This window comes from Microbulbifer sp. VAAF005 (assembly GCF_030012985.1).
In the GTDB taxonomy this organism is placed as follows: Bacteria; Pseudomonadota; Gammaproteobacteria; order Pseudomonadales; family Cellvibrionaceae; genus Microbulbifer.
This window is the reverse complement of the sequence record NZ_CP120233.1, coordinates 2290563-2303426: the sequence shown is the minus strand read 5'-3', so window position 1 is coordinate 2303426 and position 12864 is coordinate 2290563. Positions and strand designations below refer to the sequence as shown.

Below are 12864 nucleotides of genomic sequence, written 5' to 3'. Positions count from 1 at the left end.
ATTGGCGGGTTATTTACAGAAAATAAAAAAATGGCTTAATTTTCAGATATAAAGAACAATAAAATTGCGCTGTATATATTTTGTACAGAAGGAAATGGCCGGATAGAACCCAGCTCCTTGGTAAATGGTTTCAAAAGAGAAAAATTGCGTGACAGCGATGTCATTCTAAAGAGTCGTGCTAGGAGTGGTGGAGGGCATTACTTAGCATGACTGGAACGGTAAAAAATTCCTCATAAATTATTTGTGACTTATTCTCCATATATTGCTGATATGACAAAAAACAGCAGGTTTTAGCGGAAAAACCGGTGCGTCACATTAAAAAGTGCAGGGAATCCCCAGTACTTACAGCGCGGTTTCGGGGTTTTCCAGTATCGGTTCCACCTGGCTGCGCAATGCGGATAAGTAGTCACTGTCTTCCTGGAGGTCCGGCAGCTTGTGCTGCATGTCCAGCTTCACCGTTTTTTCCAACCAGATGATGGCTTCCTCCAGATTGCCCTGCCATTCACAGACTTGCCCCAGGTTGAAATAGGTGATGGCAAGGTTCTGCCATTCCGCCTGCTCGCGCAGGCCTTGGATTGCACTCTTATATAGAAGGTAAGCCGAGCGTAGAAGATGAGCTCGCTGAGTGTGCTCCTTCTCCGTTGCTGCTTGCTGATGGTAAGTGTGTGCCATGGCCGACCGCACTCTCGCGGTGGACTGCGGTAGCACCGCGCCCTCATCCAGGTAATTGAGGACCGATTCGAACTGTGCGCGGGCAAGGGGGTAGAGGTCAGGTCGCGCTTGGGCGCTAAATGCATTGAGCACAATACCGTAGCGGTAGCGCAGGGCCTGCTGTTGATCCGGATAGTCGGACAGCGAGGAGATGGCCTTTTCGTAAAGTGGCAGTGCGTCGGCGTAGTTGCCCGTGCGGGCGTAGGTTTCAGCCTCAGTAACCAATGCCAGGGAGTGTTGGGCCTGGGATAGATGGTGCCCTAATTGTTGTTTCCCGGAGTTTGAGCTTATGGATATTGCTGCTAGCAATACGGCGATGCCAAGCAGTGCATAAAACAGCATGAGCAGGTTTGAGAGATGTTTGTGCATAGGCACTTCCCGCAGGCTACTTTGGGTGGACGGTAAGAGACCCGGAGCTATGGGCCTCTTACGTCAGTAAATGCCTATTTATCCAGTTGCGCCAGTAGCCCCTGTAGCGGATGGCGCAAGGATACGCCTGCAAAGCGACTGGCCTGGCAACGACAGGAATAGCCGGTGGCCAACTGGTTTTCGCCACTGTTCAATCGGGGCGCCCAGGATTGCTGGAAAATGACTCGTGAGGTCTCTTTGTGATCTGCTTCGTGGCCATAGGTACCGGCCATACCGCAGCAGCCGAGGCTCTCGGTAGCGAGTTCCAGGCCCAGGGCAGTGAAAACATTTTGCCAGTCTTTCACCGAGGCGGTGGCATTGGTTTGTTCACTGCAATGGGGCAGAAGCTGGAAGTTGGCGGGCGCTATGCGGTGGCGCTGTTGTTCCAGGTGCTCCCGCTGGGAAGCCAGCCATTCCTGTAACAAGTGGACCTTGGGTGCCTCATCGCCCATCAGCTTTTTATACTCGGAGCGATAAGTCAGGGTCATTGAGGGGTCGATGCCCACAAGGGGAATACCGCTGGCGGCGAGGTCGTTAAGCATCTGGCTGTTTAATTCAGCGACCCTCTGGAACTGGCGCAGGAAACCGTGCACATGTAGGGGTTTGCCGTTGGCGCGGTAGGGCGCCAGCATGGGGACAAAATCGAGCTGCTTTAGCAAGCGCACGATGTCGGCAACCACTTGGGCATCAAAGTAACTGGTAAAAGCATCCTGCACTATCACCACTGCGCGACTGCGCTGTGCCGGGCCCAAGGACTCCAGGCAGGCGGCACTGGCGACAGGCACACCCAGCTCCGCCATAGTCGCTTTCAAGGTTTTTTCCGATAACAGTGGGCTGTCCACCATGCCGAACAGGCGCTCCATCAGGAAGGAAACTGGCTTGAGTTTTAGTGGCCAGTTGTATAACTGAGGTAGCTTGGCCAGGTGTGGCATCAGGAATTCCAGCCCACCGACGGCGTAATCTTTTAGCGGACGCAAATAGCGGCTGTAGTAGAGTTCGAGGAATTTGCTGCGAAACTCCGGCACATCCACTTTTATCGGGCACTGCCCCACACAGGATTTACAGGCCAGGCAGCCTTGCATCGCCTCGTTAACTTCGTGATTGAAATCGTACTCGCCACGGGTTTTTGCCAGGGAATTGATAATGCGCTTGGGGAGTCCGACAAAAAAGGAGCGTTCCCGCAGGCGCTGGGCACTGGAGACCGCATCAACATTTTTTTCGCTGAGCAATCGCAGCCATTCGCGCATTAAAGAGGCGCGCCCCTTGGGAGAGTGAATACGGTTGCGAGTGGCCTTGTAGGAAGGGCACATGGCATCGTCGGGGTTCCAGTTAAAGCAAGCACCATTGCCGTTGCAGTGCACACCTTCCTCATAGCCCTCCCAGACCTGGGCGGGAATTTGCCGGTCCCGCTCGCCTCGGGTGGATACCTCGTCAATTTTCAGCAGCTGGCTGTCATCACTGGGAGTAGCTATTTTCCCCGGATTGAGTTGGTTGCGAGGATCGAAGGCGGCTTTGATTTTTTGCAGCTCTGGGTAGAGCTCGCCAAAAAATTCCGGTGCGTATTCAGACCTGACACCTTTCCCATGCTCCCCCCACAAAAGGCCCTTATATTTCTGTGTGAGGGCGACCACCTGATCGGTGATCGGACGAATTTGTGCGGCTTGCCGGGGGTCTTTCATATCAATTGCCGGACGCACGTGCAGCACGCCCGCATCGACATGGCCAAACATACCGTAGTCGAGATTGGCCTCATCCAATACCGTGCGGAACTCAGCGATAAAATCTGCCAGGTTTTCCGGTGGTACTGCCGTGTCCTCGACAAAGGGAATTGGGCGTTTTTCTCCCTGGGCATTTCCCAGTAAGCCCACGGCCCGTTTGCGCATGGCCCAGATTCGATTGACCTCGGCGTGGCCTCGGGCAATGGAATAACCGAAACTTTTACCTGCCTGGCCAATAGCTTCATCAATATGAGCAGTAAATTGGGCTAGTGCCTGCTCCAATTCCTCTTCGCTATCGGCGGCGTACTCGACTAAATTAATGCCCTTGACCGGGCGATCATCCGCTGGGAAAAATTCACTGACGCTGTGCCAGACGATATCTTCCATCGCCAGCTGCAACACTTTGCTGTCCACTGTCTCGATAGACATGGGACCGGCCAGCATCAGGTCTTTGGCGTCGCGTAGCGCCTCTTGAAAATGGTCGTACTTTAAATTGACCAGAGCGACACATTTGGGAATTGGCAACAGGTTGAGTTTTGCCTCGGCGATAAAACCCAGGGTTCCCTCTGAGCCACAGAGAACACTATTGAGGTTAAAGCCTTTGTCGTCGCGAATATGAGCCAGGTCGTAGCCGGTGAGGCAGCGGTTGAGCTTGGGAAACTTTGCTGTGATTAACTCTGCTTTTGTACGCGCGATAGAATCACAGACTTGGTGAACCTGTGCAGAGCGTTTATCCCCGACACTAACTTGTGCCAGCTCCTCATCGTCGATCGGGGCCGAGTGCCAAATCTCACCGCCCAATAATACGGTGTGTAACTCCAGCACGTGATCGCGGGTTTTGCCGTAGACACATGAACCCTGGCCTGAGGCATCGGTATTGATCATGCCGCCAATGGTGGCTCGGTTACTGGTGGAAAGCTCCGGAGCAAAAAAGAGGCCGTGGGGTTTGAGTGCTGCATTCAGTTGATCTTTGACCACACCGGCCTGTACCCGGACCCAGCGCTTCTCAACATTGATTTCGAGGATCTGGTTCATATGGCGGGAGATATCCACAACCAGTCCATCGGTCAGGGACTGGCCGTTTGTACCGGTACCACCGCCACGGGGGGATAGCACTACCGAGTGAAACTCCTCCCTGTCAGCCAGCTCGGCGAGCAGCTGCAAGTCACGACTATCGCGGGGATAAACAACGGCCTGGGGGAGGACCTGGTATATCGAATTATCGGTAGCCAGGACCGTGCGGCTGGCATAACTGGGGGTGGTATCGCCACGGAAACCTGCGTCCTTCAGTTCCTGCAAGAACTGCAAATAGAGCGCCTGAACCTCGTCGACTTCGCGCAATGCTGGAATCATGAGCTAATCCGTACTTTCCGGGAGGTGTGGGCCGCATCGCAGACCGGGGACTGGCGATAAGAGTGCGCGCAGCGCTAAAACTCGGAATGAACGCGGCTTTGCATTGTAGCTTTGGTTTGTATTTGCGCAAGCCACGGTTACCTTGCAGGAGATTTTCAAAAACTTATACAAAGGCAAAGCTTGTATAAGTTTTAGTGGCAGACTATAAAAAAGGTAGGCCATTACCTGCACACTTTGTGACTATGAATATTCAATTCCTGCCGCATAAGATTCCCGTTGGTATCAGCCGCTGTGCCGTGGGTGATCCAGTTCGATATAACGGTAGCCATAAGCACAGCAAAGTCTGCACTCAGCTGCTGGGTAATTGCTTTGATCTGCAAGCTTACTGCCCGGAAGTGGCAATAGGCTTGGGAGTGCCCCGCCCGCCAATTCACCTGATTGTCAGTGATCGCCTGCGCGCAGTTGGGCGCGATGACACCAATATCGATGTGACAGAGGACCTTGAAGCTTACGCAGACGAGATAAGTCCGGAGGTCGAGCAGTTGCGCGGTTTTATCCTGATGCAAAAGTCTCCCAGCTGCGGTGTGCGTACTACCCCCCATTACAAAGAAGATGGTCGCGGTGTACTGGCGCATTCGGCAGGTCTATTTGCTGCGCGTGTGAGAGAGAATTTCCCCCACCTCCCTATGGAGGAAGTAGGGCGACTGAATGCCAGCGATATTCGCGAGAACTTTTTAACCCGAGTATTTGCTTACGATGCCTGGCATCGCTATGTATCGCCGGATCCTCGACCCGCTAAAGTTATTGAGTTTTACACCGCTTATAAGTACCTCTTGCTAGCCCATAGCCAGCCTCTGACCCGTGCCTTGGGTCAGTTTGTTTCCAACTCTCGTGCGGTGACCCCCGAAGAGTTCGCTTATGAAATTCGTGGGCGGATTATGGATATTCTCTCCCAACATGCATCGCGCAAGGATCGAACCAATGCGCTGATGCACAGCCAGGGGCATTTAAAGGGCTATTTAAGCCGGGAAGAGCGGGCTGAATTAGCCCAGCTTATCGAGGAGTACCGGCAAGGGCATAAACCGATTTCGGCGGTGCTTACTATGCTCCGTCATTACTTGCCGAGAAGCCCACACCACTTTATCCACAGCCAAGTCTTGCTCGCTGCCGAGCCGGCTGAATTAGGTTTATGTGAATTTCGATAATGAGCGTCATGTCCGACCCAGAAGTTGTTGAAAAAAACTATTTTCCGATTCGTGAGATAGCTCGGAGGACCGGGGTGCACCCCGTGACCTTACGGGCCTGGGAGCGCCGCTATGGTTTACTAAAACCCATGCGCACCAGCAAAGGGCATCGCCTTTATAGTGAAGAGGAAGTCGAGCAGATTGAAAAGGTCCTGCAATGCCTCGCCAGGGGCGTTTCCATTGGTCAAGTGCGAAACTTGTTAGCGCGAGAGCAGGACAAATTGGGGTTGCCAGCGACTACAGGCGATGGAAAAAACAATTGGCAGGCTATGCTGGATGAAACCTCCAGTCTTCTCAGAGACTTTGCAGAACCCCAGCTGCGCCGCCGTCTCGATCAATGGTTTTCCTCATTCCCTGCCGCTTTGCTGTTGGAGCACTGGCTGAAACCTTTGCATGTGCGGCTTGAGCGATTTCGCCTACCTGAAGCCCATGGAGCGCAGATATTTTTCTGGCCTCTGTTAAAGGAACAGCTACTTCTGGCTAATGGTATGGCCAGGAAAAACCTGGACAAAGACAAGTCCCAGGCGAAGCCCCGTGTTCTTTTACTGGAAATTGGCATTCAGGGCCAACAGGCATTTATACAGATGTTTATTGCGGTACTCCTTGCCGCGGGAATAGAGGTCATTACCCTGACTTATCCTGCGGGATTATTGGAGCTTGGAAGTACAGTCAAAAAACTGGGTGCTCAGGGAGTACTGTGCTATAGCCACAAGGCTCTGCCGAAAAGTATTCTTGAACGTGAGCTACCAAGTGCTGTTCAGGGGATGACTGATCCTCTGTGGCTTGCGGGTGATTTTATTGAAGTGCAGCGTTTGGCTTTGACTGAACTGAACCTACTCCCTTTAACAAAAGTACTTGCCGGAAATACAGAGAGTGCAGTTACACAATTGCGGGAGTCTTTAAAGCTATGAGCCGCCCAGTGACTTTGCCGCGTGGCCTGGTATGGCTACGCAGTGACTTACGCCTCAATGATAATTCAGCACTTTACCAAGCCAGTGTGCAATGTAAGGAGGTGGCTGCTGTATTTATTGCCTGTCCGGATACCTGGCAGAGCCAGGATGAAGGCAATCCGCTGGTGACTTTTCGTATCGCCTGTTTGCGTGAATTACAAGATGGATTAGAGGAGCGCAATATACCGCTGTACTTCGTTGAAGTTCCTACTTTTGCTCAGGTTCCAGGGGTTCTTCAGCAAATAGTTGAGCGCCTGAATATCAATGCTCTCTATGCGAATGCTGAATATCCACTCAATGAGTTGCGCCGTGATAATGCAGTAAAAGATTTACTGACAAATGAGGGGGTCCAGGTTCAATTCTATAGTGACCGCACCCTGCTTCCACCGGGAGCAGTAAGAACCGGCGGAGGGGAACCCTACAAGGTGTTTACCCCCTTCAAGCGTGCACTGATTCAATTGTGTGCCGATAGTGAAGTAAAAACCTTGCCTAAGCCTCGGAAAATTTCTACCCGGGAAAATGAAGCACATTGGCGAAAGTGGCTTTCTTTATCTGAAGGGCAGAAATTGAGCCAAAAGATTCCAACGCAACTGTCGACATACTCGATAGATAAGATCGACGATGCAGGCCTGATTAAAGGTTGGCAAGCAGGAGAAAAGGCGGCACTGAAACGGCTCAAGAAGTTCGGTGGAAAAATATCTGCTTATCAGGCAGAGAGAGACTTTCCAGCACTTGATAGTACCTCCTGCTTATCCCCCTACCTAAATAGTGGTGCTGTTTCGATTCGCCAATGTATAGCAATGGCGTTGGATATGAATGAGGGGCGTTGGCTGGGTGGAGATGATGGGGCGGCCTGTTGGATTAGCGAATTAATCTGGCGGGAGTTTTATACCCATTTGTTGGTGGACTTTCCCCGTCTGAGTAAAGGGAGGCCATTCAAGCAGGAAACTGACCAAATCCCCTGGTCCTACAATAAGGATCAGTTTGAGCGTTGGACTTTGGGGGAGACTGGGGTTCCGATAGTTGATGCAGCGATGCGACAGTTAAATGAGACTGCCTGGATGCATAATCGATTGCGTATGATAGTAGCTTCATTTCTCAGTAAAAATATGCTGATAGATTGGCGCTGGGGTGAGCGCTACTTTATGCAGCGCTTAATTGATGCAGACTTTGCTTCCAACAATGGGGGCTGGCAGTGGACTGCCTCCACGGGTACTGATGCTGCACCCTATTTCCGTGTATTTAATCCTTATAGTCAGTCGCAACGTTTTGATCCCAATGGAGATTTTATCCGAAAATTTGTACCTGAGCTAAAGGAGCTGAGCGACAAAGCCATACACGATCCACCGCCGACTCAAGGCTATCCTCAAGTGATTTGCGATGTGGGGGCTGGACGGAAGCGAGCCATTGAAGTTTTTGCCAATTTGAAGTGAATTTGAGTGCGACAATGCGACTTAGAACGCTTCATCCTCAGTATGAGCCACGATAGATAGCTCGCCATTTAAATCGAGTTCCACAAAGAAAACGATAGGTCTACAGCAAACTTGGCAGTCCTCAGTGTACTGTTGAGGCAAAACTGATGAATCAACCAGTATTTTTATGATTTCACCGCAATAAGGGCAGTAAATACTTCTCTCCACTATTACCTCTGGCACAGGATAACTCCGTCTGGTGATTGTAAGATTCCCTTCTTTAGTCCAGGCGAATTAATAGCATAACTATACTTCAACCTTTAGTCAGTCCCCTCTAATTGCAGAGTTACTCAGAAACTCCTTAAAATAGGAAGTGGTAGCCATGAAAATTGCTATGGCGCTGTTGGTTGTCGTATTTATTGTCTTTTCATCTGAGATTTATGCAAGCTCGCGCAGTGAAGTCTCTGATCTTATTAAAAATTTTTACAGCACATTTAATAGTTCATCTCCGCCGAGTAGTTTGAAGAAGTACTTTGCTCAATCCCCTTTATTTTTTATCGGTGAGCAGCCGGGGTTGTCTAATCATCCCGATTTAATCCCCGTAATTATCGGCCAGCTGCGTAAAACTATGGATCTAGAGACATATCCATTTTCTGGATTATATATAGAGAAAATTTATGTTTCAGAAGATGGCTCAGCAACATCGCTTGTTGTTTTTCAGCGATCCAAATCAAAAGAAAGGAGTAGGAAAGCTGCCTGCAATATCTTGTCGATAGCAAAACTGAAAGGTGGCTGGAGGATTATGGGATGGACACTGATTTCGACTTCGGGTGAGCGGGTCTGTACTTGGGCCTAAGTAAGTCTGTGTAAGGTTATGAATTCTAAAATGTGTTAACAAGGGTGAATATAAAAAGTAGAGGCTTGTGACTAGTATCGCTAACACTGATGAGGGGGGTTGTTGGGATGTCCCCTTTTTTCGATTATAGTGGCGCAATTATAAGTATAGATAGAAGGAATGCCGAGTTTAGCTAGGCATGAGTCGTCATTATGGGGTACTTTCTTGAGTTTGGATTTTTGGGGCTTTTCGTATCAGCATTCCTGGCAGCGACCATTCTGCCGCTAAGCTCAGAAATTGTAATGACTGGTCTATTGCTCCAGGGCCTCTCCCCTTGGGCCCTGATAATAGTCGCCACTACTGGGAATGTAGCGGGCTCTCTTCTCAATTATGCATTAGGCTACTGGGCCAGCTTGGGCATGATCAAGAAATGGTTGAGAATGTCTGAAGAGGAATTTGTAAAGGCTGAACAGAGATTTAAAAAATATGGGGTATTCTCCCTGTTTTTTTCCTGGGTGCCTATTATTGGTGATCCCCTTACTGTAATGGCTGGTATTCTAAGAATTCGCTTGGTTTGGTTTTTGTTGTTGGTTGCCACGGGTAAATGTCTACGCTATCTGGTGGTTTACTATATGGTCTTGCAAGCATCTTGATGCGGATATTAAGTTAATAAGAGAATTTATTTGAGTGTTCTCACAAAAATTTGAAGTACGAAGAAAAGATATATTTAAAATGAAGTCAGGCTCTCCTTCAGAGCGGCAGCCAATCGATTGTAGCTTTATACTTGATTTGGCAGAAGTGGAACCGGGCATCTACTTGGTTGAGTATCCTAATGCATTTGGCACTTGGTTAACCTCGTTCCAAGGAAACTCCCATCTCCTGTCGAAAGTGGATTTTCTAAATCAGTTTAGTTTTTCCTTTTCTATTCAAGTGGGGGATGATGGAGAGCTGTCTTTAATCCATAAAGAAGAGGTTGCGAAGTTTTGCTCAGTAATTGAGTATGGGCTTGTTACACAAGGGGTTGATAAGAAAGAATTAGATTTATTGCCTCTAATAGATCAAAATATTTGTAATGAGGTTAAAACAATTCTTGGTGATTACAAACAGTTTTTAGATATGGAGGAGGGGTTTTACGATATAGAGAATGGGGCCATGAGATGTAGCTCCCTATATATTGGCCAGTATGATGAAGGTACCTATATTGTAACTCTCTCAGGGGTACGAATGGCCCAGAGTATTTCAAGTTCAGACTTAAAGAGAGCTTTTGTTGATTTTGAAAGTGGGGCTTTCCAATCTGTTGATGACTATAAAAATGTAAATCTAAAAGTCAAAAGGTTTTTTGTTAATGCTCTAGGTGAATTGATAGGGTATGCTAACCATCTGAGAGCTAACTCCAGATTGTATGATAAAAATCAACTTCTTGTAATTGAGAAGTGTGAGCCTTAATGAGTTTATGCAGTTATGGCTCTAGACAGTGAAGGTGGTGGTATCTAAGGTTAATCTTGACAGTTATTTTTTAGAAAATGACATTGTTTAAGAATTTCCTTTCTCTGTTGTGATGAAAATAGGTTTAAATCAACATGGGCTGAGTGGTTGTGTCCCGTTATGGAAATGGAGTTAGGTGGTTTGCCGTGTGTTTTAATTGAAAGTTTATCTGACATTGGAATGATTATATTGCCATAGAGTGATCTATAGATGATGTGACTATTCGTGAACTCAAGGCTATACTCGTCTACCTTTCCTTTTCCTGAGTTAAATATTAATAGCCAGAGTGTGGTCAGCACTGGGATTAAACATAATCCTACTAGATATATTTCTAGGACTTCCGTTTCTTATGGGGCTTTAAATATATAAGCTAGTGTTAGGTATAGAGATAAAGGTAGACTGATTTGGATGGCCAGTCTTTTGAATCTAAAAATAATTCCATGTGATCTAGATTGGGTAAACTTCATATTTTTATATATTGATTGTATTGCTGTGTAATGTAATTACCACAACATCTCTAACAGCCTCCCCTGGAAAAAGAGGGGTGATGGGGCTTACGTAGTGTTTGAGTGACCTGTCGTTCAAAACTAAAGCTTTTCCTGGGGTTAGTGTGCCATGAAATATAATTTCATTTTCATCCAAGCTGCTGATGAATGACTCGCCTCCATTGACATTATTCCTATTAATACAATTAATCGCTACATAGTCAAACCCATCTTGGTGAAAACCTTCAGGGGTGGGATAAGCGTTGAATTCATCTGTAGCACGAACTCTTATCTGGTGGCATCCGACCTGATACTCGTTTGCCGGTATATATTGGCTGGATACTAGGTGCCTTACAATGTTCTGCGAAAATATTCTAGCACTTGGTTCCAGTGCGGGGTAGTGACGCTCTATATCCCCGAGGTATTTGTTAATCGTTTTACTTTGCATGAAAATGGTACTAGAGCTCCATTCGATTGAGTTGCCACGATATAATCCTGAGCAATATGTTCGATAACGATATGAATATTGGGATTTTAAATATTCATCTGGAGGGAGTCGAGCAAAGCTGTCCTCAAGATCCTCAGGGATATGTCTACGAATTTGGGTAAACTGAAACATCTGACTTGCCTCATAATACGAATAAGATGAGGTTTACAATAGGATTTTAATGTAAATGACTGTTCTTCAAAATTTTTAAACGCCGTTTTTTGTTTGTAAGATATTAAATTAATCTGGGAAGGGAAGCTAATGGCTAGGCCTCCCTCCTGATTTAATAGACTGAATACTTATTGTAAGGAGAGTGAGGTAATTTAAAGGCTAACGAAATCTTGTAGCTTTTGCTGGATTTCTTTTAAATGTTCCGGGTGTGCAGTAGAGATTTTGGCCTCTTGTAAGGCGAGCCTATAGGCTGTTGAAAATGCTTTCTCCCGGGATGTCTCGATATCTGGTTTTACACCAGTCCCCTCCCAGTTAGTTTTGGTAATCGGATTGACTGCCTTGGCGATAGGGATTGCTATTTTAAAGCCATTCTCAAGGGGGAAGTACTGCCAGGGATTTGCTCCACCTTTGGTAGCCTCTCCAATAATGGTTGCACGCTCCAGGTGCTTTAAATAGTACGCAAAGGCCTCTGCTGCTGAGAAGGTATCGCTACTGGTTAATATATATACCGGGGTATTTGCTACCTTTTTACCCTGAACCTTTTCCTGACTCCAAATCTCTGTAATATTGCCTGCTGGCTTCCAGTGGATGCTATTGAGGTGGGTGGGTTTATCAAAAAGATAACCGCTGATAAGGCCGCCCATAAAGCCATTACCACCACTATTCTTTCTCAGGTCAAAATAATAGCGCTAGTATCCTGGATTAACACTATAGCTGCAGCCACTCGACCTTGGGACTCCTCGTTAACATGGTCAACCCCCCAGAAATCAATATAGCCGATGTTACCCTCTAAAACTTCGACTCAGGTAAATCCAGAATTTTTTCTACTGAGCTTACTAAACCAATCCTCGTGTTTCGGCTGCTGTTGGGGAGATTCTGGATCATCCCAGCTTACGCCAAAGTGTTTATCATGCTTTGTTAAGGCGGATTTAATAATTCCAGCCACTGACTCTGTATCAGTGGCTTGTCTGAATGCCTCTGACTCTGCAACTTTATCTAATGAAGAGTGAATCGCTTCCAGGTTTTCTTGCAGGACATAGTTGGAGGCAATCTTTTTCTCGATAGAATTAATAAGCTCCAACTTCCTTTCCTGAGAAATTTCAGTGCCGATTGCCGTAAGTGAATAGGAGAGCAAAAGTAAGGTTAGTAATTGTTTCATCTTATCCATGATTTAAATTTACTTATTGGTTTTTAGGTGTTAACGATAACACGCAATCAAGCCGTAATAGATAGTCTCGGAAGATCAAAGCTGGTTAACACTAAGTATATCCAGAGGCGCTAAGGGGCCAGTTTTGCACCTATACCGGGATTGGAGTTTGCCCTCTATCTTTGAAGATTAAAGTTAATCTAAATACAGCGAAAACTTGAGGGAGATTGCTGCGAGTCAGGTGAAAGGGGCATGGGGAGCGGACGGGATATCAAAAAAGAACATCGTAATGAAGCTTTGTCCATAGCCCTGGGATTTTCCTGGCTCCGGTTAATAGTGTTCAAATGCGGTGGGATGGGGTGGGATGGGGTGATACCTTGCTTAAGTTTTACTCATTACTCGCTCTCTCTGGGGCGCCAGGATCGACCTGAGTAACTGAGACTGAAAATCTATTTCTA

General features: G+C 47.5%; 12 protein-coding genes. 6 read left to right on the top strand and 6 right to left on the bottom strand.

Annotation, left to right across the window (positions count from 1 at the left end):
* Positions 1–342: 342 nt before the first annotated feature.
* On the bottom strand, positions 343–1080 hold the full coding sequence (locus P0078_RS10120) for a tetratricopeptide repeat protein (RefSeq protein ID WP_282934256.1): 738 nt from the start codon (positions 1078–1080) through the stop codon (positions 343–345).
* Positions 1081–1154: 74 nt separating this feature from the next.
* Positions 1155–4190 carry a D-2-hydroxyglutarate dehydrogenase YdiJ gene (ydiJ, locus tag P0078_RS10115; protein WP_282934255.1) on the bottom strand — a complete coding sequence of 1012 codons (3036 nt, stop codon included), beginning with the start codon at positions 4188–4190 and terminating at the stop codon, positions 1155–1157.
* Between the two features lie 242 nt (positions 4191–4432).
* On the opposite strand from ydiJ, the gene P0078_RS10110 reads away from it, so the two are divergent.
* From P0078_RS10110 to P0078_RS10100, 3 genes are read left to right on the top strand one after another with little or no spacing between them, the layout of a single operon-like run.
* Complete coding sequence (locus P0078_RS10110; RefSeq protein ID WP_108731802.1) at positions 4433–5395, top strand: YbgA family protein; 963 nt, start codon at positions 4433–4435, stop codon at positions 5393–5395.
* Positions 5396–5403: 8 nt separating this feature from the next.
* Positions 5404–6345 carry a MerR family transcriptional regulator gene (locus tag P0078_RS10105; RefSeq protein ID WP_282934254.1) on the top strand — a complete coding sequence of 314 codons (942 nt, stop codon included), beginning with the start codon at positions 5404–5406 and terminating at the stop codon, positions 6343–6345.
* Positions 6342–7817 carry a cryptochrome/photolyase family protein gene (locus P0078_RS10100; RefSeq protein ID WP_282934253.1) on the top strand — a complete coding sequence of 492 codons (1476 nt, stop codon included), beginning with the start codon at positions 6342–6344 and terminating at the stop codon, positions 7815–7817. Before P0078_RS10105 ends, P0078_RS10100 begins: the two co-directional genes overlap by 4 nt.
* A 21-nt stretch (positions 7818–7838) precedes the next feature.
* On the opposite strand, the gene P0078_RS10095 is transcribed toward P0078_RS10100, so the two are convergent.
* Positions 7839–8024 (bottom strand): CPXCG motif-containing cysteine-rich protein, encoded by a 186-nt coding sequence (locus P0078_RS10095; RefSeq protein WP_238152202.1) that lies wholly within the window; start codon positions 8022–8024, stop codon positions 7839–7841.
* 154 nt (positions 8025–8178) lie between these two features.
* Here P0078_RS10095 and P0078_RS10090 point away from each other — a divergent pair, with 154 nt between their 5' ends.
* The 3 genes from P0078_RS10090 to P0078_RS10080 all read left to right on the top strand — a co-directional run bounded on the left by P0078_RS10090 (position 8179) and on the right by P0078_RS10080 (position 10077).
* Complete coding sequence (locus P0078_RS10090; RefSeq protein ID WP_282934252.1) at positions 8179–8652, top strand: hypothetical protein; 474 nt, start codon at positions 8179–8181, stop codon at positions 8650–8652.
* 191 nt (positions 8653–8843) lie between these two features.
* On the top strand, positions 8844–9284 hold the full coding sequence (locus P0078_RS10085; RefSeq protein ID WP_282934251.1) for a YqaA family protein: 441 nt from the start codon (positions 8844–8846) through the stop codon (positions 9282–9284).
* Positions 9285–9318: 34 nt separating this feature from the next.
* A complete protein-coding gene (locus P0078_RS10080) occupies positions 9319–10077 on the top strand; it encodes a hypothetical protein (protein ID WP_282934250.1) in 759 nt (252 codons plus the stop codon).
* A 510-nt stretch (positions 10078–10587) separates the two neighbouring features.
* Here the strand turns inward: P0078_RS10080 and P0078_RS10075 are convergent.
* The 3 genes from P0078_RS10075 to P0078_RS10065 all read right to left on the bottom strand — a co-directional run bounded on the left by P0078_RS10075 (position 10588) and on the right by P0078_RS10065 (position 12427).
* A complete protein-coding gene (locus P0078_RS10075) occupies positions 10588–11220 on the bottom strand; it encodes a 2OG-Fe dioxygenase family protein (protein ID WP_282934249.1) in 633 nt (210 codons plus the stop codon).
* A gap of 191 nt (positions 11221–11411) precedes the next feature.
* Complete coding sequence (locus P0078_RS10070; RefSeq protein ID WP_282934586.1) at positions 11412–11933, bottom strand: S41 family peptidase; 522 nt, start codon at positions 11931–11933, stop codon at positions 11412–11414.
* Positions 11934–12061: 128 nt separating this feature from the next.
* Positions 12062–12427 carry a hypothetical protein gene (locus P0078_RS10065; RefSeq protein ID WP_282934248.1) on the bottom strand — a complete coding sequence of 122 codons (366 nt, stop codon included), beginning with the start codon at positions 12425–12427 and terminating at the stop codon, positions 12062–12064.
* Positions 12428–12864 lie beyond the last annotated feature (437 nt).